Annotated in this window: 21 protein-coding genes; 9 read left to right on the top strand and 12 right to left on the bottom strand. The window is 59.0% G+C overall.

The window, feature by feature from the left end; genetic code table 11:
• Positions 1–175: 175 nt before the first annotated feature.
• The 8 genes from IEX40_RS12965 to pilM form a co-directional block, all read right to left on the bottom strand.
• Positions 176–1,657: an SPOR domain-containing protein gene (locus IEX40_RS12965; RefSeq protein WP_188748931.1), complete on the bottom strand. Its 1,482-nt coding sequence runs from the start codon at positions 1,655–1,657 to the stop codon at positions 176–178.
• Positions 1,658–1,730: 73 nt separating this feature from the next.
• Positions 1,731–2,819 (bottom strand): 3-dehydroquinate synthase, encoded by a 1,089-nt coding sequence (gene aroB / locus IEX40_RS12960; RefSeq protein ID WP_188748929.1) that lies wholly within the window; start codon positions 2,817–2,819, stop codon positions 1,731–1,733.
• Between the two features lie 26 nt (positions 2,820–2,845).
• Positions 2,846–3,349, bottom strand: coding sequence for a shikimate kinase AroK (gene aroK, locus IEX40_RS12955; RefSeq protein WP_188749405.1), 504 nt, complete (start codon positions 3,347–3,349; stop codon positions 2,846–2,848).
• Positions 3,350–3,394: 45 nt separating this feature from the next.
• Positions 3,395–5,482 (bottom strand): type IV pilus secretin PilQ, encoded by a 2,088-nt coding sequence (locus IEX40_RS12950; protein ID WP_188748926.1) that lies wholly within the window; start codon positions 5,480–5,482, stop codon positions 3,395–3,397.
• Between the two features lie 6 nt (positions 5,483–5,488).
• Positions 5,489–6,064: a pilus assembly protein PilP gene (locus tag IEX40_RS12945; RefSeq protein ID WP_229680751.1), complete on the bottom strand. Its 576-nt coding sequence runs from the start codon at positions 6,062–6,064 to the stop codon at positions 5,489–5,491.
• Positions 6,048–6,659, bottom strand: a complete 612-nt coding sequence (locus IEX40_RS12940; protein WP_308421607.1) for a type IV pilus inner membrane component PilO — start codon at positions 6,657–6,659, stop codon at positions 6,048–6,050. The genes IEX40_RS12945 and IEX40_RS12940 overlap by 17 nt, the downstream gene beginning before the upstream one ends.
• A complete protein-coding gene (locus IEX40_RS12935; RefSeq protein WP_188748924.1) occupies positions 6,656–7,207 on the bottom strand; it encodes a PilN domain-containing protein in 552 nt (183 codons plus the stop codon). The genes IEX40_RS12940 and IEX40_RS12935 overlap by 4 nt, the downstream gene beginning before the upstream one ends.
• Positions 7,208–7,218: 11 nt before the next feature.
• Positions 7,219–8,274, bottom strand: coding sequence for a type IV pilus assembly protein PilM (pilM, locus tag IEX40_RS12930; protein WP_188748922.1), 1,056 nt, complete (start codon positions 8,272–8,274; stop codon positions 7,219–7,221).
• Between the two features lie 147 nt (positions 8,275–8,421).
• Between pilM and IEX40_RS12925 the strand changes: the two genes are divergently transcribed.
• On the top strand, positions 8,422–10,848 hold the full coding sequence (locus IEX40_RS12925; RefSeq protein WP_188748920.1) for a penicillin-binding protein 1A: 2,427 nt from the start codon (positions 8,422–8,424) through the stop codon (positions 10,846–10,848).
• Positions 10,849–10,912: 64 nt separating this feature from the next.
• Here IEX40_RS12925 and IEX40_RS12920 read toward each other — a convergent pair whose 3' ends face one another.
• The 3 genes from IEX40_RS12920 to rpmE all read right to left on the bottom strand — a co-directional run bounded on the left by IEX40_RS12920 (position 10,913) and on the right by rpmE (position 13,258).
• Complete coding sequence (locus tag IEX40_RS12920) at positions 10,913–12,157, bottom strand: malic enzyme-like NAD(P)-binding protein (protein ID WP_188748918.1); 1,245 nt, start codon at positions 12,155–12,157, stop codon at positions 10,913–10,915.
• Positions 12,158–12,242: 85 nt separating this feature from the next.
• On the bottom strand, positions 12,243–12,938 hold the full coding sequence (locus tag IEX40_RS12915) for a thermonuclease family protein (RefSeq protein WP_188748916.1): 696 nt from the start codon (positions 12,936–12,938) through the stop codon (positions 12,243–12,245).
• A gap of 101 nt (positions 12,939–13,039) precedes the next feature.
• A complete protein-coding gene (gene rpmE / locus IEX40_RS12910; protein WP_188748914.1) occupies positions 13,040–13,258 on the bottom strand; it encodes a 50S ribosomal protein L31 in 219 nt (72 codons plus the stop codon).
• Positions 13,259–13,525: 267 nt separating this feature from the next.
• Between rpmE and IEX40_RS12905 the strand changes: the two genes are divergently transcribed.
• From IEX40_RS12905 to IEX40_RS12870, 8 genes are all read left to right on the top strand, one after another.
• Complete coding sequence (locus tag IEX40_RS12905) at positions 13,526–15,730, top strand: primosomal protein N' (protein WP_188748912.1); 2,205 nt, start codon at positions 13,526–13,528, stop codon at positions 15,728–15,730.
• Positions 15,731–15,901: 171 nt separating this feature from the next.
• Complete coding sequence (gene argS, locus IEX40_RS12900; protein WP_188748910.1) at positions 15,902–17,659, top strand: arginine--tRNA ligase; 1,758 nt, start codon at positions 15,902–15,904, stop codon at positions 17,657–17,659.
• A gap of 6 nt (positions 17,660–17,665) precedes the next feature.
• Entirely contained in the window at positions 17,666–18,304 is a 639-nt protein-coding gene (locus IEX40_RS12895) for an SPOR domain-containing protein (RefSeq protein WP_188748908.1), read from the top strand.
• A gap of 105 nt (positions 18,305–18,409) precedes the next feature.
• Positions 18,410–18,940, top strand: coding sequence for an ATP-dependent protease subunit HslV (hslV, locus tag IEX40_RS12890; RefSeq protein ID WP_188748906.1), 531 nt, complete (start codon positions 18,410–18,412; stop codon positions 18,938–18,940).
• A 10-nt stretch (positions 18,941–18,950) separates the two neighbouring features.
• Positions 18,951–20,285 (top strand): ATP-dependent protease ATPase subunit HslU, encoded by a 1,335-nt coding sequence (hslU, locus tag IEX40_RS12885; RefSeq protein WP_188748905.1) that lies wholly within the window; start codon positions 18,951–18,953, stop codon positions 20,283–20,285.
• Positions 20,286–20,345: 60 nt separating this feature from the next.
• Positions 20,346–20,723, top strand: a complete 378-nt coding sequence (locus tag IEX40_RS12880; RefSeq protein WP_188748903.1) for a gamma-butyrobetaine hydroxylase family protein — start codon at positions 20,346–20,348, stop codon at positions 20,721–20,723.
• Between the two features lie 87 nt (positions 20,724–20,810).
• The gene (gene ubiE / locus IEX40_RS12875) at positions 20,811–21,566 is read left to right on the top strand and encodes a bifunctional demethylmenaquinone methyltransferase/2-methoxy-6-polyprenyl-1,4-benzoquinol methylase UbiE (RefSeq protein ID WP_188748901.1); all 756 of its coding nucleotides are present in this window, start codon (positions 20,811–20,813) and stop codon (positions 21,564–21,566) included.
• Between the two features lie 29 nt (positions 21,567–21,595).
• A complete protein-coding gene (locus tag IEX40_RS12870; RefSeq protein ID WP_188748899.1) occupies positions 21,596–22,195 on the top strand; it encodes a ubiquinone biosynthesis accessory factor UbiJ in 600 nt (199 codons plus the stop codon).
• Between the two features lie 15 nt (positions 22,196–22,210).
• Here the strand turns inward: IEX40_RS12870 and IEX40_RS12865 are convergent, their stop codons facing one another.
• A complete protein-coding gene (locus IEX40_RS12865; RefSeq protein ID WP_188748898.1) occupies positions 22,211–22,624 on the bottom strand; it encodes a CopD family protein in 414 nt (137 codons plus the stop codon).
• Positions 22,625–22,716: the final 92 nt, after the last annotated feature.

Genomic DNA, 22,716 nt, shown 5'->3' with positions numbered 1-22,716 from the left:
AAAGGGAGAGCAATTCTACACGCGGACAAGCGCCGGGACAAATTTTGACCAGGACAGACAGAAGCAAAAGCCTTTGCCTACAAAGACTAAAAAGGGGATATTTTCTGATGTTAGCGCTGGAGTCGATTAGTTATTTTGCTTTTATCAACCTCAACCGTGCTTTACCCTCAGCGAACTATTGTTTACGGATATCGGACTTTACACCCGCAACGGACCTGGCCCAGGGTCTAAGCTTACGCAAGTTATCAGGCAGTGTCTGCACCGCCGCCATTGCCGACGCGCGGTCGGAAAATTGACCGTAGACCACAACATGCCAAGGGGCGCCCTTGTAGATCGTTCTAAAATAATAGAAACGCTCCGGGTTTGCTTGCGCCGAAATGAACTTCTCAACACTGCCGGCTTCTCGAGCGCCAAGCAACTGCAGCGTATATCCTTTTTCCGGCCACTGCAGCAACTCCTCGCTCCGGAGCAGCGCGCTCGCACCGGGTTTCGCTGATTCGACTGCAGGCTTCGCTTTCGTTTCGGTCGTTGCAGACCGAACACCTGCGACCGAACCGTCACTCTGCGGAACCGGTTCACTATCCGTCTTGATCGAAGCGACTTCAACCGGCTCGACAGGTATCGAGCTCTTAGGTTGTTGGTCAGCCCCCGACGTTCGCCCGGCTACAGCATCTGTCGTATCGTCCGGCTTATCCTCCACTGCAGCAGATGCTGCCTGAGCCTCTTCGGCTACTGCTGGCGGAGACTCGACTACAACAGGCTCGGCATCAGCCACTTGCGGCCCCAAACGACGCTCCTGTTCGGCCAGCTTCTGCTGCAGCTCGGAACGCACGTCGACCACCTCGACCACATCATCTACCGCCGCAGCGGCAGGAATATCGATCGGCATCACCACCCGTGCTGTCTGCACAGACTGGGGCTCAGGCTCCGGAAGATAAAACCAGATCGAGGCACCAAGAATGGCCAGGAGCACGCCGCCGACCGCCAGTGTATGGAAACCCGGCAGGGGCAAAGATCGAGTCCCGCCGCGAGTCACTCCACCCTGCTGGATCTGACGCCGCACTCCAGCCGCAAGTCGTCCAGGCAGGCCATGCGACTCCTCGATGAGGCGGCGCATCTTGCGTGCGGAGAGCTCGGCCCCTGCAGGTAACAGCGATTCTATATACTCGCGCGACTCTTCCGGCTCGAAGGCGCTCAGCAACTGCACATGCAACCTGCCATCGAGCTGCTGATCGAGACCGTTGCCAATGAAACGCTGCTCGAACTCCTGCGTACCGGTCAGTACAACCCTGGGCGCCCCTTCATCGAGCAAGGCAAAGTTAGTCATCAGCTCAAGCGCGTTGTTGGTCAGATAATCCGCATCGTCGATTATCAAAACCAGCGGCACACCTGCTTCGTAAAGCTTCCGGCTGTAGCCATGCAGCGCTCTGAGTCTCGCACGATTATCGGCATCGTCCGGGCAGTCGATCTGCAATACCAACACGAGCGTCGACAACAGACGCGTCACGTCCACCGTATCGTCGCAGGAGATCAAAGCTTGGCGAATATCATCTGTGCGTTCATCAACCTCAAGCTGCTGGAGCAGGGTGGTTTTACCACTGCCATCCGCACCGACGATGAGCAGCATAAGGTCGGAAAAACGCAGAAGGTGGCGCATTTTCGATGCCAGTTGTACTCGTGACACAGGCTCAAAGTAACGCGCCGCGGAATCCATAAACTAATACCCTGGATTAAAGCTGGCCGAGCCGCGGGCCCGCGCCAAGTGTTTCATTCAGAAGCTTAGAATCGAACGCTTCCGTCACCAATGCATCGCCGATAGCGCGCATCAGAACGAGACGGATACGGCCATCCAACACTTTCTTGTCGACCGACATGAGCTGCTTGAACTCGTCGGGTGTCATATCAGCCGGAGCCGCCACCGGGAGGCCAGCCGCGACGATCAGGCTTCGCACTCGCTCAACATCCTCGGACGACAACCAGCCACAGCGCGCGGAAAGATCCGCCGCCATCAACATACCGGCACCTACAGCCTCGCCGTGCAGCCAGGTGCCGTACCCCTGAGCAGTTTCAATGGCGTGTCCGAACGTATGCCCCAGATTGAGCAGTGCACGAATGCCCGATTCACGCTCATCCTGTGCAACAACCTCGGCCTTGATCTGGCAAGCGCGGTAAATCGCATGGGTCAATGCCTCGGTGTTCTGAGCACGCAATCTGTCCATATTCTGCTCAAGCCAATTAAAGAACTCCTGGTCATAGATCAATCCATACTTGATCACTTCCGCCAGCCCAGCCGAGAGTTCCCGCTCTGGCAAACTTGCCAACACCCCGGTATCCGCCAACACCGCCACCGGCTGGTGAAAGGCACCGATCATATTCTTACCTTTGGCGTGGTTAACGCCGGTCTTGCCGCCGACCGACGAGTCGACCTGGGACAGAAGCGTCGTCGGCACCTGGATAAAGTTGACGCCACGCTGATAGCTGGCGGCCGCAAACCCAGTCATATCGCCGACCACGCCGCCTCCGAGCGCGATCAGCGTGGTGGTTCGGTTATGCCTTTTTTCCAACAAGGCATCGAAAATCAAATTCAGGTGATCCAGATCTTTGTACTTCTCGCCATCCGGCAGGATCAGGGTATCGACACTGAAATCCGCCAGCTGATTGACCAGCCGTTGTAGATATAGAGGCGCCACCGTTTCATTGCTGACGATCATGACCTGGCGCCCATGCACGTGCTTAGCCAGCAGCTCGTCATCCAGCAGGCCGTTGCCGATGTAAATGGGATAGCTGCGATCCGCAAGATCAACAGTCAAAGTCAGCATGGTCGGAACATCTCCGGGTATATGGGTCATACGGGGGGGGACAAAGCGGTCTGTTTATTGAGATGACGTACGATCTCGGAAACCACGCTTCGTGGGTGGCGCCGGTCGGTTCTTACGATCAGATCACAGCATTCACGATAGAGCGGATCGCGCTCAACCATCAATTTTTCCAATACTCCACGGGGGTCGTCATTTTGCAGCAGCGGCCGGTTCCGGTCCCGCGCTGTGCGTTCAAGCTGCTGTTCGACCGACGTCTGGAGATACACGACAAAGCCGCGCGACTGAAGGTGGTGTCGATTTTCTGGACGCAGAACCGCACCGCCTCCCGTAGCCAGTACGATCCGGGTCTGTTGCGTAAGCTGGTCGATAACCGCCTGTTCGCGATTACGAAATCCCGTCTCTCCTTCGACATCGAAGATCCAGGGAATATCAGCTCCGGCCCTCTCCTCAATAGCCTTATCCGAGTCGATAAATTCCTGACCAAGCTCATTTGAAAGCAAACGCCCTATGGTGCTCTTTCCAGAGCCCATAGGGCCAATAAGAAAAACGTTCAACTACAGCTTTACCTTTTACGACTACCTGACCGTCAGTGACTCACGAACCAGTTTCGGAGTGATGAAGATCAGCAGCTCCTCTTTGGAGTCTGACTGCTGCCGGCTCTTGAACAGGTTGCCCACCACCGGGATATCGCCAAGCAGTGGAACCTTGTTCACGGTATTGCGGGTCTCTTTGCGGAACACGCCACCGAGTACCACTGTATCACCATCATTCACCACAACCGATGTCTCGACCTGGTTTTTATTGATCGCGCGCTCACCGTTTTCGAGAATCTGACCGAGGGAATCCTCATTAATTACCAGGTCCAGCGAAATGCGGTCGCCCGGGTTAACCTGAGGTGTCACTTTCAGGCTCAACAAGGCATCCTTGAACTCGATGGTCGTCTTGTCCTCTTCAACAACCTGATAGGGCACCTCCTGACCGGACTCGATGGTCGCCTCGGTGCCGTTGGTGGTAATCACCTTCGGCTGCGACACGATCTCGACAACACCATCGCTCTGCAGAGCGGTAAGCTCCGCGGCGATTGCGAAGTTACTACTGATGAAACCGACTTCGAATCCGGATGTGGCCGACACGCCGAGATCGACCAACATATCATTGTTGTTAACCGCATTGGTTATATAGGTTTCATTGCCATTGATGCTGCCGACTGCAAAACCAGCCCAACGGATACCCAGGTTCTTCTCGAAATTTGAAGAGGCGGTAACCACACGCGCCTCGATCAGTATCTGCGCCACCTCGACATCGAACTTACGCAGGGTACGTCGAATCTCCTCGATCTGCGCCGCGGTCTCCCGAATCATCAGTACGTTGGTCTGATCATCGGCGAGCACAAAGCCACGCTCGGAGATCAATTTGGCGGTCTCGATGTAGTTCTTCAGCTCCGAGGCTCGGCGGAAATCGACCTGTACATAGTCGGTCACCAGCGGTGCGAGTTCCTGAACCTGCTGCTGACTCTCCAGCTCCTCCTTCTCCCTTGCAGCGATCTCACTGGAGGTACCGATCATCAGCACGTTGCCCACTTCGCGCTTATCTAAGCCCTTGGTCTTGAGGATGATATCGAGCGCCTGATCCCAGGGCACGTTCTTCAGACGAAGAGTAATATTGCCGGCACTACTATCCACCGCATCGCTAATCACCAGGTTCATCTCCGCCACTTCTGCGATGATCTGCAGAATCGAGCGCACAGACACATCCTGGAAGTTCAGGTCGATCTTCTCGCCGCTATAGGGGAAGAGGTCACTAGTATCGGCCTGTTCCTGAGCAGTCAAAGGTTTGAAATCGACGAACAGCTGATTACCCGTCTGGTACGCCATATAGTCATAGGGTTCAGCGGAGGGTTTGATCAGGATAGTGGTATTTTCGCCGCTGACCATGGAGTCGATAAACATCACCGGGGTCGCGAAGTCCTGCACATCGACACGTTGCTCCAGATTATCGGATAGCCCGGCACCGATCAGATTGAGAACGACATTATTGCCCTCTTCAAACACATCCAGGCCGGCTTCGTCATCGCTCATGGTGATCACGACTCGCCCCTGACCACCTTCGATACGCTCGAAATCGATGCCTTGCACGCGGGTGCGATCATCCTGCATCGCCGGCATACGGGGGCCTGCAACCGGCTTCGATGGGGCAATCGGCGCCTCGGCCAGAACGGTGCTGCCGGTAGTAGAAAACTCGATAAACAGGCTATTTCCGTCAGTAAAGGTACGGTACTGAGCCAGCTCATTAAGATTGGTGACGACACGCAACCGCCCTTCGGCTTGTGCGAAGCTCAGTGAATCTACCTGACCTGACTGCACGTCCATCTGACGCACGCCAAGCTCGTTACTGACACCCCAGAAATCCATAACAAACCGGGGCGGGCTGTCGATCATGTAGGCCTTGGGTGCAGGCGGCGGTTGATCGAAATCAAACCGCACCTCAAGCTTGTTGCCAGGCAAAGCGACGAAGGAGGAGTCCTTGAGCTGCGCGTCCTGGGCCCAAACCGGCGAGGTAAACGACACCGCAAGTGCAGCGAAAACCACCCCTTTAACCCAAGACGCGGCGCGGGACAGCAACCGACCTTTTGCATGTTCGTTGAGTCTATTCACAGTCAGCATCCCTCGTTATTCCTGCTCCGGCATCGCCAGGTTACGTGGACGAGTCATCCAACCACCCCGGCCATTCGATATAATCTCGACCAACTTTATCGCCTGGTTATTCACTTCGACCACTTCGCCGAAGTCCAACCCCATATGATCACCCACGGTCACGCGATGGATCTCGCCCCTATTGTCTCGCACCAAGGCGTATAGCGCCTGGGAGCCTAGCGGAGTAATCGTGCCCACCATGCTGAGCTGATCGATCGCGAACCCTTCAAGGTAATCCTTGGGTCGATCCTCATCCGGTTTTATACCGGAATCAGGCCCGGCAAGCTTGTCCGCCTCCGACTCCGGCACCAAACGTTTAAACGGGTCGCGCAGGCTCGAGCCTTCGTAGACGAAGCTCTCATAGGCCTTGAACTCCGGCAGAGGCTCGATCTTGCCACCGGGCTTGGCCAGCGCAGCCGACACGAACTGACGCAGATCCGCTGTATCTTCCACCCAGAGACAGCCGGTGGTCAGCAGTGCCGACAGCGACAGTGCTAGCCAGGTACGATGCCGCACGCCATGTGCTTTCACGGGTTCATTTCGTATCATCATAACGATAGGTCTTTGCACTGATGTTCATTGTCAACTGGCCACTACCGGACGGCTTAAGCGAGTAATCATGCAGGGTCACGATACGCTTGATCGCGGCAACGCCACTGACGAATTCGCCCATCTGGTGGTAGGTGCCACGAACCTGAATACTGATCGGCAGCTCCACATAAAACTGAGCCTTACGCTCCGCCTGCAGCGCAATTGTGTCGATATCCAGGCCAGCGCTCTTGCCGATTGCGGTAATATCCTCCAGCAGCCCCGGCACCTCTTTATCGGTCGGCAGCTGTTTCAACAGCTCGGCAAAACGCCCCTCCACATCTGCCATCTGTTTGCGCAGCGCCGCCAGGTTGGCCACTTGAAAGGCTTTGGACTCGAACTGTTGTTTGAGCTCCCGTTCCTTAACGATTTCACGCTCCACCGACTTGTGCTTATCCAGAATCAGAAAGTAGATACCGGCACCGATAATCGCAGAGAACAGCAACAGGTAAACAATCGCCTTGATACCGACAGGCCAGTTTCCGGCCGAATTGATGTCCATATCATTGGGATCGAACCCCTTAAAGGCGTTTTTCAGACCATCCATCGAGACACTCACTTGTCGGTCTCCTCAGCCTTTGGTTTTGTCAGCGGTACCGAGAGGTTGAAATCCCGCATCCCCCTTGCCGCCCTAACTCGGGACAGACTCGGCTCACCAAACCAGATCGAGTCATTCAGATTGCGCATCAGATCGGATACGTCGTTGTTCACCTCAGCCAAGCCATCAATAGCAATTCTATCGCCCTTACGGGACAACGAACTGTAATACAGCCCATCCGGCAGCACCCGCACCAGCTCGTCGAAATTGCGCACGATGATCGGACGATTGCCCTGCAACTCCTGTATCGCGTTGAGTCGCTCCAGCAATCGCTCGCGTTGGCGCTTGAGCTCCTTGATTTCAGCAATCTTCTTATCCAGCTTGGAGATTTCGGATCGCACGTAGTTGTTGCGTACCTGCTGGCGATCCAGCTGCATATCGTAGTAATAGCTGATGCCGAACACCGTCAGTGCTCCGAGCACCGCTGCAGCCGCCAGGTTTCCGAGAAACCGTTTCTGCAGTCTGGCGTCCCGTTCCTCTCGCCAGGGTCTGAGGTTAATACGCGCCATATATCCCTTCCCTACCTGTCAAAGCTTCTCAGCGCAAGGCCACAAGCCTTGGCCAGCATCGGTGCATCATTGATCAGGCGATCCTGATTCAGGCGCGAGCCAACGCGAATGGTTGAAAACGGATTGACAACCTTTGCAGGCACTCCGATCTCCTCCTGCATCAGCTCGGCCAACCCGCCTATCCCCGCAGTTCCTCCCGCGAGAAAAAGTTCGGATAGCTGATTTTGAGCACCCGAAGAGTAGAAAAACTGCAATGCACGAGACACCTGCTGGATAACCGACTGTCGAAACGGCATCACCAACATCTCGACGATCTCTTCATCCAGACTGCCGTTTCGCAGTTTTTGCTCAATCTCACTGACTTCAAGACCATATTGCTGATGAATGGCGTTGGTCAGTTCATTGCCGCCGAAAGCCTGCTCGCGGTTGTAGATAATCTTGCCGCCGCGGAACACATTGAGCGTCAGCGTCGATGCACCGATATCGACCAGCCCGATTAACGCCTCGGGCGTATAACCTTCCAGCAGCGGCAGCATCCGCTCCATGACAAAGGTATCGACGTCCACGATTTCGCACTGCAGCTGAGCTCCGTTGACCGCCTCTTCGCGGCTGGCCACGTCGTCACGCCTACACGCCACCAGCAGGATCTCGTTCAAGGTCGGATGATGCTCAACGGGCCCCACCACCTCGAAGTCGAGAGCGACCTCATCGAGTGCGTAGGGGATGAATTGATCAGCCTCGATCTTGACCTGTTCCTCAAGTTCAAGATCAGAAAATGCGTTACTGATCTCAAGCCGCTTGGTGATGACTGCCGATGACGGGACCGCGACAACCGCGTGCTTAAGTTTGCTACCACAGATTTTCAGTCCGCGCTCAATGGCATCGGACACCTCGCCCTGATTCTCTACGGTACCGTCTACTACGGCACTTGGTGGCAGAGGCACTACGGCATACGCATCGACCTGATAGTCGCGCCCATGCTGAGAGAGGGAGACCAGCTTGACGGATGAAGAGCCTATGTCAACGCCCACCCAGCCAGCATTTTTATTACCGAACAAGCTGACCACGACACTTTCCTTATATCTTTAAGCAACACTCCAGGCGTCACTTTAGTCTCAATGATGAAGAATTTAAACTGTTGTTCACTAGAGGCCAAGCTTTCAGTACCGATATAATGCTCAGGCTCAAGAATAATCCACCCCATCAGGGCTAGCATGCGAATTTTTCACAAAATATTCAAATGGCTGAGTGCACTGGCCGTCGTCGGTCTACTTGCACTACTGATAGCCAGCGCCGGTATCTACTACTATTTCGCCCCTCAACTGCCCGACGTTGAAACCCTGCGCGAGGTACGTTTCCAGACGCCCCTTCGCGTCTACTCCGCGGATCGGAAGCTTATAGCGGAGTTCGGCGAAAAACGGCGCACACCGATCAGCTACGACGAGATCCCGGAGGACTTCATCCACGCCTTGCAGGCTGCCGAAGACTCCCGCTTCTTCGAGCACATGGGCATCGACATCAAAGGCCTGTTTCGTGCCGCCTTCCAGCTCGCCACCAGCGGTCAGATCCAGAGCGGCGGCTCCACCATCACCATGCAGGTCGCGAAAAACTTCTTCCTGACCCGCGAACGCACGTTCAGCCGCAAGTTCATGGAGATCCTGCTGGCACTGCGCATAGAGCAGGAGCTGAGCAAGGAGGAGATTCTTGAGCTCTATATCAACAAGATCTACCTTGGCCACCGCTCCTACGGCATACAGGCCGCGTCTACAGTATATTACGGCCAACCAATCAAAGACTTGAGCCTTGCACAGTTAGCAATGATCGCGGGACTGCCGAAGGCACCGTCGGCCTACAACCCTTTATCCAACCCCAAGCGTGCCTTGGAGCGTCGTGACTGGATCCTGGGGCGCATGCTCAACCTCGGCTACATCGACCAGACTCGATACCAGAATGCGATAACCCAACCGGTAACCGCCAGCTACCACGGTAGCGACATAGAGCTGCAAGCCCCCTATATCGCGGAGATGGTCCGTTCCGAGCTGTATGAGCAATATGGGGATGACCTCTACACCGAAGGCCTCACTGTGATCACCACGATCGACAGCCGCCTGCAGGAGAGCGCGTCGTCCGCGCTGCGCAACGGGCTGATCGCTTACAGCGAAAGACATGGCTACCACGGTCCCGAACATCAATATGACACCAGCTCCATGCCAAACGAGGAGCAACTGGAACTGCTGGACAAAACAGCCACCTTTGGCGGCTTGGTCCCTGCGCTGGTCACAAAAGTCGGCACCAATACAGCGACTCTGCTGACCAAGGAAGCGGGTGATATCGAGCTTAGCTGGGAGGGGATGCGCTGGGCCAGCCCATACAAAAGCGTCAACTACGCCGGCCCCGAACCCAAGAAAGCGGGTGATATCCTGAACGTCGGCGACCTGGTCAGAATCGTATACACCGACGATGCCTGGAAGCTGAGCCAGATCCCGCAAGTTCAGGGCGCCATCATCGCGCTAGACCCTAATAGCGGTGGTATTCGAGCCCTCAGCGGTGGATTCAGCTTCGCGCTGAACAAGTTCAACCGCGCCATCCAGGCCTATCGCCAGCCCGGCTCCAACATCAAGCCGTTCCTCTATACCGCAGCACTCGAATATGGCTTTACTCCAGCATCGATCATCAACGATGCCCCGGTGGTGTTCCACGACGTCAGTCTCGAGAGCAACTGGCGGCCCGAGAATGACAATGGCACCTTCGGCGGCCCAACCAGGCTCAGAGAGGCCCTGTATCGCTCCCGCAACCTGGTATCGATACGACTGATGCGTTCGCTCGGCATCGACAAGGCGCGCGAGTTCATTCTGCGCTTTGGCTTCTCGCCCGAGCGCCTGCCGCAAAATCTGTCCCTGGCCCTGGGTAGCGCCGACGCGACTCCGATGCAGGTAGTGACCGGCTATGCCAGTTTCGCCAACGGCGGGTTCAAAATTGCGCCCTACCTGATCGACCGCCTCGAGAGCGCCGAAGGCGACACGCTCTTTGAAGCGGCCCCGCTCCGAGCCTGCCCGGAGTGCAGTTACGGCATCGCCGGCAACAGCGAAAACACCGGCAGCGAACGGCCGGGGCCCGTTGTGCAGCAGAGCACAACGGAGGGTGCCGCTCCCCGCATCATCACCCCGGAATCAGCCTTCCTGATCTACAACGTGATGCAGGATGTCATCACCCGAGGCACCGGACGTCGGGCATTGGAGCTGAACCGCAGCGATCTGGCGGGAAAAACCGGCACCACCAATGACCAGAAAGACGCCTGGTTCAGCGGCTTCAACCAGACCCTGGTAGCCACCGCCTGGGTCGGCTTCGATCAGCCCGCCCCGCTGGGGAGACGCGAGTACGGCAGCAGCGCCGCGCTGCCGATCTGGATCGACTTCATGCGTGACGCCTTGAAGGATACCCCCGAAAGCGCACCCTCAGCACCCGCAGGGGTTATCAGTGCATTGATCGACCCCGCCACCGGCAAGCTCGCTTACCCGGGACAGAGCGATGCGATCAGGGAGTACTTCCGCACCGATCAGCTGCCGACCGAGCATGCCCAAAGCCCGGAGGAGAAGCTCGCCCCGCCGACAACGGAACAGATATTTGGCCTCGGCGGATAACCGACCGACAGACAGACACAAAAAAACCAGCCCGAGGGCTGGTTTTTTTTAACACCGATTGCAATCAGTTCGAGTAGCTTGCCGGCAGCGGCAGGCGCGCAACACCGGTGTCGATCGCAGCCTGCGCAACTGCGTAGGAAACTGCTGCACGCAGACGGGAATCGGTCGCCTTCGGCAGAATGTACTCACGACCGAACTCCAGCGACTCGAGACCGTAGGCCTTAAGCACCTCTTCGGTCACTGGCTGCTTGGCCAGATCCGCCAACGCACGTACCGCCGCCGCCTTCATCTCTTCATTGATCGCGGTCGCACGGACATCCAGCGCGCCACGGAAGATGTAGGGGAAGCCCAGTACGTTGTTGACCTGGTTCGGGTAGTCGGAGCGACCGGTGGCCATGATCAGATCGGAGCGGGTGGCCTTGGCCAGATCGTAGGCGATCTCCGGATCCGGATTGGAGCAGGCGAACACAATCGGACTGTCCGCCATCTTCAGCAGGTTTTCCGCCGACAGCAGATTCGGACCGGACAAACCGACGAACACATCCGCACCTTCGATCGCCTGATCCAGCGTACGCAGATCGGTTTCGGTTGCGAACGCCGCTTTCTCAGGCGTCAGGTCGTCACGGCCAGAGTGGATCACACCCTTGCGGTCGATCATGTAGATATTTTCGACCTTGGCACCCATATTGATCAGCAGCTTCATACAGGCACTGGCAGCAGCTCCGGCGCCCAGACATACGATCCTTGCCTCTTCCAGCTTCTTACCGGCCAGTTCGAGGGCGTTGATCATACCGGCCGCCGTCACAATGGCGGTACCGTGCTGGTCATCATGAAACACCGGAATCTTGCAGCGCTCGATCAGCGCGCGCTCGATCTCAAAACACTCCGGCGCCTTGATATCTTCCAGGTTGATACCACCAAAAGTATCGGCAATGCGCGCAACAGTATCGATGAAGGCCTGAGGACTTTCGGCATCCACCTCGATATCGATGGAGTCGACACCGGCAAAACGCTTGAACAGCAGCGCCTTACCTTCCATAACCGGCTTGGATGCCAGCGGGCCAAGATCGCCCAGACCCAGAATCGCACTGCCATTGGAGATAACGGCAACCAGATTACCCTTGGCGGTGTAGCGATAAGCCGCATCCGGATCCTTGGCGATTTCACGAACCGGTTCTGCGACGCCTGGGGAGTATGCCAGAGAGAGGTCACGGGCAGTCTCAGCAGGTGTTGTCAGCTCTACGCTGATCTTACCGGGACGAGGAAACTCGTGGTAATCAAGAGCCGCTTGTTTGAATTCTTGAGACATGGTTGCTTTTTCCACTAAGGTTGCATATGGAGAGCTTGCATCATATAGAAAGGCGATATAAGCGACAACCGCAGACCCCTGCGCGTCACTCGCCGATCAGTTTCATATGACGAAGATCGCTGACCACGATCAACCAGCGCTTTCGACCTGGCTTGAGATTGCGCCCTCGATCCACGACCCAGCCCCGCACCTCGACTCTCCGATGCAGCAGAGTCCGCAGCCAGGTTTCGGCATTGTCGCCGATCAGGTCACGATCGATCCTGAGCACCAAATGGTCGTCAACCTCGAGATATAGAGCCTTTCGGGTAAAGTCCAGTTTGCTCAATTCGCCTGCAATCAGAGCAAACCCAACGCTATCGACCGATGCAGCAGAACGCACCGGATCATCACGCCAAAGCCCCAGCCGCCGCATCCTCGCCAGCTTTTCCGCTTCGAACAGGCAATCGCTCAAGCGCAGGTTCGGCGGAATCGCGATAGCGTAACCCATCCCTTCCCGAACCAGACGCTCCGACAACACCTCTCCGTCCAACGAGAGGTACGCCAGTAATCGACCATAGCGATCCCTGGGCTCTTCACCCTCGACCACCCCCAGCATCCGCCCCTGAACCCAGCGGTCGAGCATCCGGTAAGCCTCTCGAGCACCGGGCTGATCCGGCCGGCCGTCGCGGCCGATCTCCGGCGTATTCACGCCGATCAGGCGCACCGCATTGCCATCGACCAGGCGCAATGTATCGCCATCGACCACACTGGCGACCGCCACCCTGCGCTCGACGGACGGCAATACGCACTCCGCCAGGACAAGCGGCGACAGTAATGAAAAGACAATAAAAAAGGCACCCCGATGGAGTGCCTTTCTCAGTATCAGCAGCATGGCTGATCGAATTACTTCTTCAGTGAGCGCGCGCCGAAACGCTTGTTGAAGCGGTCTACGCGGCCACCGGAGGTCGCTTCTTTCTGCTTACCGGTGTAGAACGGGTGGCACTGGCTGCAAACGTCGACCAGCATCTCTGCTTCACCCAGGGTAGAGCGGGTGTTCATCACGTTACCGCAGGAACAGGTAACCTTGATATCAGTGTATTCGGGATGGATACCAGCTTTCATGTCAAACCTCGATTCGTTGTTTAATGTGCCGCCACCCCGTCACGCCCCATCTCCAATTGGACAGACAGCGCCGGGCACCGCACGATCGACAGAAACAGCGTCGTAGCGACATGGCTGCTCTGTAGCTTATTCTGCATCACAAAGGATAAGGCGGCGCATTATACGTACGCCTTCCGGTCCTCGCAAGATATTACGGGAGTTTAATCAACCGGCAAACTTACTTAGACTAGGGCGCTGCGATCCTCCTGCCAGATTGGAACCCGCCACGTGATACTGCGCATCGCCCTGCCCACGCCGCTACACCGGCTGTTCGACTACCAACTGCCACTGAGCAGTCTGAGCACCCCGCCGCGCAGAGGCTGCCGGGTTCGCGTGCCGTTTGGCGCCCGTGAGATGATCGGCCTCATCGTCGACACTCCTGAGCAGAGCGACCTGCCGCTAGCCAAGCTCAAGCCCGTACATGAAATACTTGATCTCGAGCCGGTCGTAGATCCAACCCTGTTCGAACTGGGACAATGGGCGGCCCGCTACTACCAACACCCGCTCGGCGACGCCTTGATCCAGCTGCTACCGGTTCTGCTGCGCCAGGGCCGAGCGGCCGAATTCGCCCACGCCACTCTGTGGCGCGCCATTCCAGGAGCCGAAACAGCCAGACTCAGCAGCACAGCCCATCGCCAGCGCGAACTGCTGCAGATCCTGCTCGAACACCCTAAGGGCATCAGTCCCGATGCAATCCGCGCCGAGGGCGGACATACGCCGCTGCTGAAAACATTGGCGGAGAAACAGCTGGCCGAGGCGTTCCAGAACCGACCCGCCGATTCAGCAACGATACCTGTCGATCAGGTGCTACGCGAACCGAAGCTGACACTGCACGATGAACAGGCAGCCGCGATGGAGAGGATCACATCCGCCCAAGGCTTTACCCCCTTCCTTTTATATGGCGTTACCGGGTCGGGCAAGACCGAGATCTATCTACAGGCGATTGAGCAGACACTCAACGCCGGCAAGCAGGCCCTGGTGCTGGTGCCGGAGATCGGGCTGACACCACAAACACTGGCACGCTTTCGCAGCCGCTTTCGCGTTCCCGTGCATGCGCTTCACTCCAACCTGACCGACCGAGAGCGCCTGGATACCTGGTTGCACGCACGCCGGGGCAGTGCGCGCATCATCATCGGTACGCGCTCAGCAATCTTCACCCCATTACAAAATCCCGGCCTGATCATCGTCGACGAGGAACATGACAGCTCGTTCAAACAGCAGGACGGCTTCCGCTACCACGCCCGCGATCTGGCCGTGGTCCGGGCCAACCGCGAGCAGATTCCGATTATCCTGGGCAGCGCGACGCCGGCACTCGAGACGCTGCATAACGCGCACAGCGGGCGTTACCAGCAGCTCAACCTGACCCGGCGTGCCGGCAACGCCACGGCGCCCCGGTTTGAACTGCTCGACATCCGCCAGCAACCACTTGATGCCGGACTGTCGGACGAGCTGATCCGGCGCATGCACCAGCATCTCGCCGCCGGCACCCAGGTCATGTTGTTTCTGAATCGGCGCGGCTTTTCGCCCTCGCTGATCTGTAACCAGTGCGCCACGATCGTCGACTGCACCCGCTGCGACGCGCACATGACACTACACCGCACGCCACCGCACCTGCACTGCCACCACTGCGACCGCCAGACCCCCATCCCTCGCGCCTGCCTGCACTGCGGCAGCAGCGAATTGCGACCACTCGGCATCGGCACCGAGCGCGCCGAGGACGCGCTGAAACGTCACTTCCCTGACACCCCGGTATTGCGGGTCGACCGCGACAGCACCACGCGCAAGGCGGCGCTGGAAAAGATCATGCACCAGGTCCACAGCGGTGAGCCCTGTATCCTGATCGGCACCCAGATGCTGGCCAAGGGCCACCACTTCCCACGGGTTACCCTGGTCGCCATCCTCGATGCCGATGCCGGCCTGTTCAGCGCCGATTTCCGCGGTATGGAGCGTACCGCCCAGCTGATATTGCAGGTGGCGGGCCGCGCCGGTCGCGCCGAACACCCCGGCGAGGTGGTACTGCAGACACTGCACGCCGAGCACCCGATGCTGCAAACCCTGATCGGCAGCAACTACCTCAGTTTTGCCGGACAGGAGCTGCGGCTACGCCGCGCCGCGGCCCTGCCCCCCTTCACCTATCACGCCCTGCTGCGCGGTGAAGCGACCCGCCAGGGCTGGGCGGAACAGTTTCTGCGCGAGCTGGGCCAGCAGGTCCGCGAGCAGCACAAGCTTCCCGAGGGGGTGCAGTTGATCGGCCCCTTTCCGGCGCCAATGGAGAAACGAGGGGGACTGTTCCGCGCTCAGCTGCTGATCACCGCAGGTCAGCGCAGCGCTCTGCATGCCTGGCTGGACGCCCTGATTCTCCAGGCCCAGCAACATCCGCAGGGCCGTCGTGTGCGCTGGGTACTCGATGTGGACCCGATCGACAACTATTGAAGCCAACCATGACACTCGATCGCCGCAGAATCCGATTGGCATTCCCCCGCCTACGGGCGATATAATGCCCGGTTTTCCGGGGCCGTCATTCTGGCTTGCAGGCTTCAGCATTTACGCCGAGCTTCGCCGCTCGCAGGGCCCGAAACCACACTCACCCTTCAGGGTACGTTGATGAAAGAACAAATCGCACAGCTGATTGACACTGCGCTCAAGACACTGATCGCCGATGGCACTCTGCCAGGGGATGTTCAGCCCAATATCATGGTCGAAAACACCCGCGACAAGGCGCACGGCGACTTCGCCAGCAATATTGCCCTGACCCTGGCCAAACCGGCGCGCTGCAACCCCCGCGAGCTGGCCCAGAAGCTCTGTGCCGCCCTGCCTGCATCGGACAGCCTCGACAAGACCGAAATCGCCGGGCCCGGCTTCATCAACTTCTTTATCACCCAGGCTTCCGCCTACGCCGTGATCGGCCAGATCCTTGAGCAGCGCGAGCAGTTCGGCCGCGCCGCGCAGCACTCCGGCCCGCGAGTCCAGGTCGAGTTCGTCTCCGCTAACCCAACCGGCCCGCTGCACGTCGGTCACGGCCGCGGTGCGGCCTACGGCGCCACCGTCTCCGACCTGCTCGAGGCCGCCGGTGTACAAGTGGAGCGTGAGTACTACGTCAACGACGCCGGCCGGCAGATGAACATCCTTGCGGTCAGTGTCTGGCTGCGCTACCTGGAGCTGCTCGATGGCGAGCTAGCCTTCCCGGCCAACGGCTACCAGGGCCACTATATCCGCGATATCGCGCATGATCTGAACAAGAGCTACGGCGACCGCTTCGCGCGCCCGGTTGCCGAACTGTATGCCGACATCACCCCGGATGAGCCGGCTGGCGGTGACAAGGAGCTGCATATCGACGCCCTGATCGAGCGCGCCCAGACAATGCTTGGCGAGGACTACACGCTGGTGTTCGATGCCGGCCTCGACTCCATTCTCAGCGATATCCGCGAGGATCTGGGCGAGTTCGGTGCCGACTACCAGGTCTGGTTCTCCGAGCGTTCGCTGACCAGCAACGGCGACGTGGACAAGGCGCTGCAGTCACTGCAGGAGAAGGGCCATCTGTACGAGAAGGAGGGCAATCTCTGGTTCCGCTCCACCGAGTTCGGCGACGACAAGGATCGCGTGGTCAAGCGAGCCAATGGCCAGACCACCTACTTCGCCTCCGATATCGCCTACCACATGAACAAGTTCGAGCGGGGCTTCGATCAGGTGGTGAATATCTGGGGTGCCGATCACCACGGCTATATCACCCGCGTCAAGGCGGCGATCCAGGCGCTGGGTTACGACCCGGAGCGGCTGGTGGTCAAGCTGGTGCAGTTCGCGATCCTCTACCGTGGCGGCGAGCGGGTGCAGATGTCCACCCGTTCCGGCTCCTTCGTCACCCTGCGTGAACTGCGCGAAGAGGTGGGCGCCGACGCCTGCCGCTTCTTCTATGTCACCCGCAAGGCGGACCAGCACATGGACTTTGACCTGGATCTGGCCAAGTCCGAGTCCAAGGACAACCCGGTGTACTACATCCAGTACGCCCACGCCCGCGTCTGCTCGGTACTGCGCAAGCTCGAGGAGCAGGGCATGGCCTGGATACAGGATGCCGGCCTGAAGAACCTGACCCGCCTCGATACCGAAGCGGAGAAGGATCTGGTCACCACGCTGGGCAAGTATCCGGAGCTGCTACAGAGTGCGGCGCTCAATTACGAGCCACACCTGCTGGCGAACTACCTGCGCGACCTGGCCGGGGACTTTCACACCTACTACAACGCGCACAAGATGCTGATCGACGACGCCGAACTGCGTAACGCCCGACTGACCCTCAGCGTGGCCGTACGCCAGGTGCTGGCCAACGGCCTGACCCTGCTCGGCGTCAGCGCACCGGAGCAGATGTAAACCACCATGGCTCGACAGGACTACGCACAGAAACGCCGCTCCAGCAACTCCGCAAGTCGCAAGGCGCCGCCGCGCAAGCAGCCGCCCCCGCCGCCGCGACGCCCCTGGGGGCTGGCGCTGATCTCGCTGATCGCGCTCGGCGGCCTGGCTGTGTTGATCTACCTGCTGATCCAGACCCCGGGCGGCGCACCGGCAGCGAAAGCTCCGCTGGCCGCCCCGGTCGCCAAGGTCGACAAGCCCGCTGCGACCAAACCGGCCGCCAAGCCTGAGCCGAAGCCAAGCGCCGAAACCGGCAACACCAGCGAAAACAATGGTGAGCGCTTCGAGTTCTACAAGATGCTGCCGAAAAGCACGGTGGAGACACCGGAGGTATCGGCCTACAAATCGACGCCGAAAACCGCCAAGCTTGAGAGCAGGATCCTGTTGCAGGCCGGCTCGTTCCGCAACGCCGACGATGCCGAGCAGATGCGTGCGCAGATGATCTTGGCCGGACTGCCCAACGTCGCCACCAGTCGCACCGAAGGCAGCAACGGCATCTGGTACCGTGTCCGTACCGGTCCGTTCAACACCCGCGCCGAGGTCAACCAGGCCACCAACAAGCTGTATACGTTGAATATCCACCCGCTGGAGATACGCGCCGACTGAGCGTATCTCCGGCCGCGACCGCGCGAATTCCGCCATCCCCCCTTGAAATAACCCACCGTGCATCCATATCCCCTGTATTCAACGCAAAACAGGGAATCCTCTGTCATGACAACCATCGTTTCTGTTCGCCGCGGCAATCAGGTCGTCGTCGGCGGCGACGGCCAGGTCTCGCTCGGTAACACCGTAATGAAAGGCAGCGCACGCAAGGTAAATGTACTGGCCAAGCATCAGGTCATTACCGGTTTCGCGGGCAGCACTGCCGACGCCATTACCCTGCGCGACCTGTTCGAGCAGCAGCTGGACAAGCACCAGGGCAACATCCTCACCGCCGTTATCCAGCTCGCTCGCGAATGGCGTTCCGACCGTGTGCTGCGCCGCCTGGAAGCGCTGATGCTGGTGGCCAACAAGGACAAGACCTTCCTGATCTCCGGCAGCGGCGACATCATCGAACCGGAAGACGGTGTTATCGCCATCGGTTCCGGCGGTAACTACGCGCTGGCCTCGGCCCGCGCCCTGGTCGACAACACCGACCTCAGCGCCCGCGACATAGTGGAGAAGAGCCTGCATATCGCTGCCGGCATCTGCGTCTTCACCAATGACAATCTGACCATCGAACAGCTCGAAGCGGCCAGCTGAGGAGATATCCATGTCCAACATGACCCCACGCGAAATCGTATCCGAGCTGAACCGCCACATCGTCGGCCAGGACGAGGCCAAACGCTCGGTGGCCATCGCCCTGCGCAACCGCTGGCGTCGGATGCAGCTCGACGAGGAGCTGCGCGCCGAAGTAACACCGAAAAACATCCTGATGATCGGCCCCACCGGGGTCGGCAAGACCGAGATCGCCCGCCGCCTGGCTAAGCTGGCCAATGCCCCCTTCATCAAGGTGGAAGCGACCAAGTTTACCGAAGTGGGTTACGTTGGCCGCGATGTAGAGACCATCATCCGCGACCTGGTGGAGATGTCGCTGAAGATGGTGCGCGAGCAGGCGATGGAGAAGCACCGTTTCCGTGCCGAAGAGCTGGCCGAGGAGCGCATTCTCGACGCCCTGCTGCCCCAGGCCCGCTCCACTGGTTTCGACAGTGACGCACCGAGCAAGACCGACTCCGCCACCCGCCAGATCTTCCGCAAAAAGCTGCGTGAAGGGCAGCTGGACGACAAGGAGATCGAGATCGAGGTGGCCCAGCCCCAGGTCGGCGTCGAGATCATGTCGCCGCCGGGCATGGAGGAGATGACCAGTCAGCTGCAGAACCTGTTCTCCAACCTGGGCCAGGGGCGCAAACAGAGCCGCCGGATCAAGGTGAAAGAGGCGTTCAAACTCCTTACCGACGAGGAGGCCGCGGGCCTGGTCAAGGAGGAGGAGATCAAACAGCAGGCGGTCGAACGCGTCGAACAGAACGGCATTGTGTTCCTAGACGAGATCGACAAGGTGTGCAAGCGCGCCGACAGCGGCGGTGCCGACGTCTCCCGCGAGGGGGTGCAGCGCGACCTGCTGCCGCTGATCGAGGGCTGCACCGTCAGCACCAAATACGGCATGGTGCGTACCGACCATATCCTGTTCATCGCCTCCGGCGCCTTCCACCTGGCGCGGCCGTCCGACCTGATCCCCGAGCTGCAGGGCCGGCTGCCGATCCGGGTCGAGCTGCAGGCGCTGACGCCGGAGGATTTCCGTCGCATCCTGACCGAGCCCAAGGCCTCGCTGACCGAACAGTACCGCGCGCTGCTGGCCACCGAAGGGGTGAATATCGAGTTCAGCGAAGATGGCATCGCCCGCCTGGCGGAGCTGGCGTTCCAAGTCAACGAAACCACCGAGAATATCGGCGCCCGCCGCCTGCATACCATGATGGAACGCCTGCTCGAAGATCTCTCCTACTCGGCCGCCGACCGCAGCGGCGAGCGAATCAACATCGACAAGGCCTATGTAGACTCCCAGCTCGGCGATGTCAGCCGAGATGAGGACCTGAGCCACTATATTCTCTAACTCCGGTCACCGGCGCACCGATCGACAGATCCGGTGCGCCGCTCTATCAAGGAGCTCAGCATGATTGAGGTTCCACTGCCACGCGATATCCGCCTGCACCTGAAGTCCCGCACGCTGGAACTGGTCTATAACGACGGCGAGTTCGAGCTGACCGCCGAGTTCCTGCGCGTCCACTCGCCCTCCGCGGAGGTACGTGGCCACGGCATCGGCCAGGGCGTGCTGCAGCACGGCAAAAAGCATGTCGGGATCAAGGGGGTCGAGCCCGCCGGCAACTACGCGCTGAAGATCATCTTCGACGACGGCCACGATTCCGGTCTCTATACTTGGGAGTATCTGCACGATCTGGCGCACAACCAGGCCAGCTACTGGGACAATTACCTCAAGCAGCTGGAAGACGCCGGCAAAAGCCGTGACGACGGGCTGATCGCACGCGGTTGATCGGCCTCCCGCTTGAGGCGACTCAAGACAAGTGCCCATGACGGGCGCTACAATGCAGCAACTTTCCACCTGGCAATTGAGCGGACGATGAGCGAGAAGAAGCAGGACACCACCCATTTCGGCTATCAGGAAGTACCCGTCGATGAGAAGGTTAAGCGGGTCGCCGATGTATTCCACTCCGTGGCCGGCAAATACGACCTGATGAACGACCTGATGTCCGGTGGCGTCCACCGCCTGTGGAAACGTCTGACCATCGAGCAGAGCGGTGCCCGGGCGGGCATGCAGATCCTCGATATCGCCGGCGGCACCGGTGATCTGACCAAGAAGTTCTCCCGCATCGTCGGCCCCACCGGCAAGGTGGTGCTGGCCGATATCAACGACTCCATGCTCAAGGTCGGCCGTGACAAGCTGATCAACGCTGGCGCCGCCGGCAATATCGAGTATGTGCAGGCCAATGCCGAGTGCCTGCCCTTTGCCGACAACAGCTTCGACATCATTACCATCGCCTTCGGCCTGCGCAACGTCACCGACAAGGATAGTGCCCTGCGCTCGATGCAGCGTGTCCTCAAGCCTGGCGGCAAACTGATGGTGCTGGAGTTTTCCAAGACCGACAACCCGTTGCTGACCAAGGCTTACGACTTCTACTCGTTCAACATCCTGCCGCAGATGGGCAAGCTGATCGCCAATGACGCCGAGAGCTACCGTTACCTGGCCGAGTCGATCCGCATGCACCCAGACCAGGAGACACTGAAGCAGATGATGACCGATGCCGGCTTCGTCAACTGCCGCTACCAGAACATGACCGGCGGGGTCGTCGCCCTGCACACCGGAATCAAGCCCTGATACCGTCTCTAACCACCGGGAGGCCCGCCATGCCGTTGCAGATGTTCAGTGCCAGCCTGGTCGCCGTTGCCGAGCAGAGCCTGAATCGGATACTGGCACAGGATCCTGTAACTCTGGATCGACTGGGCGAACTGGGAGGCAAGGTGGTGGCCATTGAGGCCAGCCTGCCGGCGTTCACGCTGTACCTGCTGCCACACTCGGAGGGGATCGATCTGCTCGGTCAGTTCGCCGGTGAGCCGGACGTGACCCTGAGCGGAGATGCGCTGTCGCTGGGTCGCCTGCCGATTGCCGGTAACGAGGTACTGTTCGGCAGGGGTGTGGAGCTGCGTGGCGATGCGGCACTCGCCCACCGGTTGCAGAACATCCTCGCCGATACCCGGATCGACTGGGAAGCCTGGCTCGGCAATCTGCTCGGCGATACCGCCGGGCACGAGGCGGCTCGACTCCTGCGCGCGCTGGGCGGCTATGGCCGCGACAGCGCCCGCTCACTGGTGCTCAATACTCAGGAGTATCTGCAGGAGGAGGCCCGTCTGCTACCGACCCGCGTCGAGATCGACATCTACCTCGACGAGGTGGATGAGCTGCGGGACGCGGTCGACCGTCTGGAAGCGCGTATCAACCGTCTTTGAGCCGCCCCTCCTCAACTAAAAGGGTTTTACCACCACGAAGATCAGGATCGGTACAAAGATCAGCAGCGGCAACTCGTTGTAGAGGCGGAAATAGCGTCCGCTTTGACGCAACTCCCCCCGCTGCATCTGCTGCAGATAGGCCCGACACCAGAGGTGGTAGCCGATCAGCAGGAGCACGAACAGCAGTTTGGCATGCAGCCAGCCGCCGCTGAAGCCATATCCCAGCCAGAGCCACAGCCCAAAGCCCAACGTAAACAGCGCCATGATGGTCATGAAGCCGTACAGTTTGCGCGCCATGATCTCCAGTCGGGTCACATCCTGCCCCGCCGCGCGCCCCTCGACGTAATGTACGAATATACGCGGCAGGTAGAAAATTCCTGCCATCCAGCTGGTCATTGCCAAAATATGCAGCATCTTGACCCAAAGCATGCTCTCTCCTTACTCGCTTAACCGCGTCCCGGCCGAAAACGCCCAGTATGCCATTCAGAATGACGGCATCCCACGCTGCCATGCAATCAAGA

It is taken from the genome of Marinobacterium zhoushanense (genome assembly GCF_014641945.1).
Classification (GTDB): Bacteria; Pseudomonadota; Gammaproteobacteria; order Pseudomonadales; family Balneatricaceae; genus Marinobacterium_D; species Marinobacterium_D zhoushanense.
Note: the sequence above shows the minus strand (reverse complement) of the source record. Positions and strands in the feature narration are given on the sequence as shown.

Coding starts and splice junctions, on each gene's coding strand:
- IEX40_RS12965 (WP_188748931.1), bottom strand. CDS start 1,657: ATGCGCCACCTTCTGCGTTTTTCCGACCTTATGCTGCTCATCGTCGGT.
- aroB (WP_188748929.1), bottom strand. CDS start 2,819: ATGCTGACTTTGACTGTTGATCTTGCGGATCGCAGCTATCCCATTTAC.
- aroK (WP_188749405.1), bottom strand. CDS start 3,349: ATGGGCTCTGGAAAGAGCACCATAGGGCGTTTGCTTTCAAATGAGCTT.
- IEX40_RS12950 (WP_188748926.1), bottom strand. CDS start 5,482: ATGCTGACTGTGAATAGACTCAACGAACATGCAAAAGGTCGGTTGCTG.
- IEX40_RS12945 (WP_229680751.1), bottom strand. CDS start 6,064: ATGATGATACGAAATGAACCCGTGAAAGCACATGGCGTGCGGCATCGT.
- IEX40_RS12935 (WP_188748924.1), bottom strand. CDS start 7,207: ATGGCGCGTATTAACCTCAGACCCTGGCGAGAGGAACGGGACGCCAGA.
- IEX40_RS12925 (WP_188748920.1), top strand. CDS start 8,422: ATGCGAATTTTTCACAAAATATTCAAATGGCTGAGTGCACTGGCCGTC.
- IEX40_RS12920 (WP_188748918.1), bottom strand. CDS start 12,157: ATGTCTCAAGAATTCAAACAAGCGGCTCTTGATTACCACGAGTTTCCT.
- rpmE (WP_188748914.1), bottom strand. CDS start 13,258: ATGAAAGCTGGTATCCATCCCGAATACACTGATATCAAGGTTACCTGT.
- argS (WP_188748910.1), top strand. CDS start 15,902: ATGAAAGAACAAATCGCACAGCTGATTGACACTGCGCTCAAGACACTG.
- IEX40_RS12895 (WP_188748908.1), top strand. CDS start 17,666: ATGGCTCGACAGGACTACGCACAGAAACGCCGCTCCAGCAACTCCGCA.
- hslV (WP_188748906.1), top strand. CDS start 18,410: ATGACAACCATCGTTTCTGTTCGCCGCGGCAATCAGGTCGTCGTCGGC.
- hslU (WP_188748905.1), top strand. CDS start 18,951: ATGTCCAACATGACCCCACGCGAAATCGTATCCGAGCTGAACCGCCAC.
- IEX40_RS12880 (WP_188748903.1), top strand. CDS start 20,346: ATGATTGAGGTTCCACTGCCACGCGATATCCGCCTGCACCTGAAGTCC.
- ubiE (WP_188748901.1), top strand. CDS start 20,811: ATGAGCGAGAAGAAGCAGGACACCACCCATTTCGGCTATCAGGAAGTA.
- IEX40_RS12870 (WP_188748899.1), top strand. CDS start 21,596: ATGCCGTTGCAGATGTTCAGTGCCAGCCTGGTCGCCGTTGCCGAGCAG.
- IEX40_RS12865 (WP_188748898.1), bottom strand. CDS start 22,624: ATGCTTTGGGTCAAGATGCTGCATATTTTGGCAATGACCAGCTGGATG.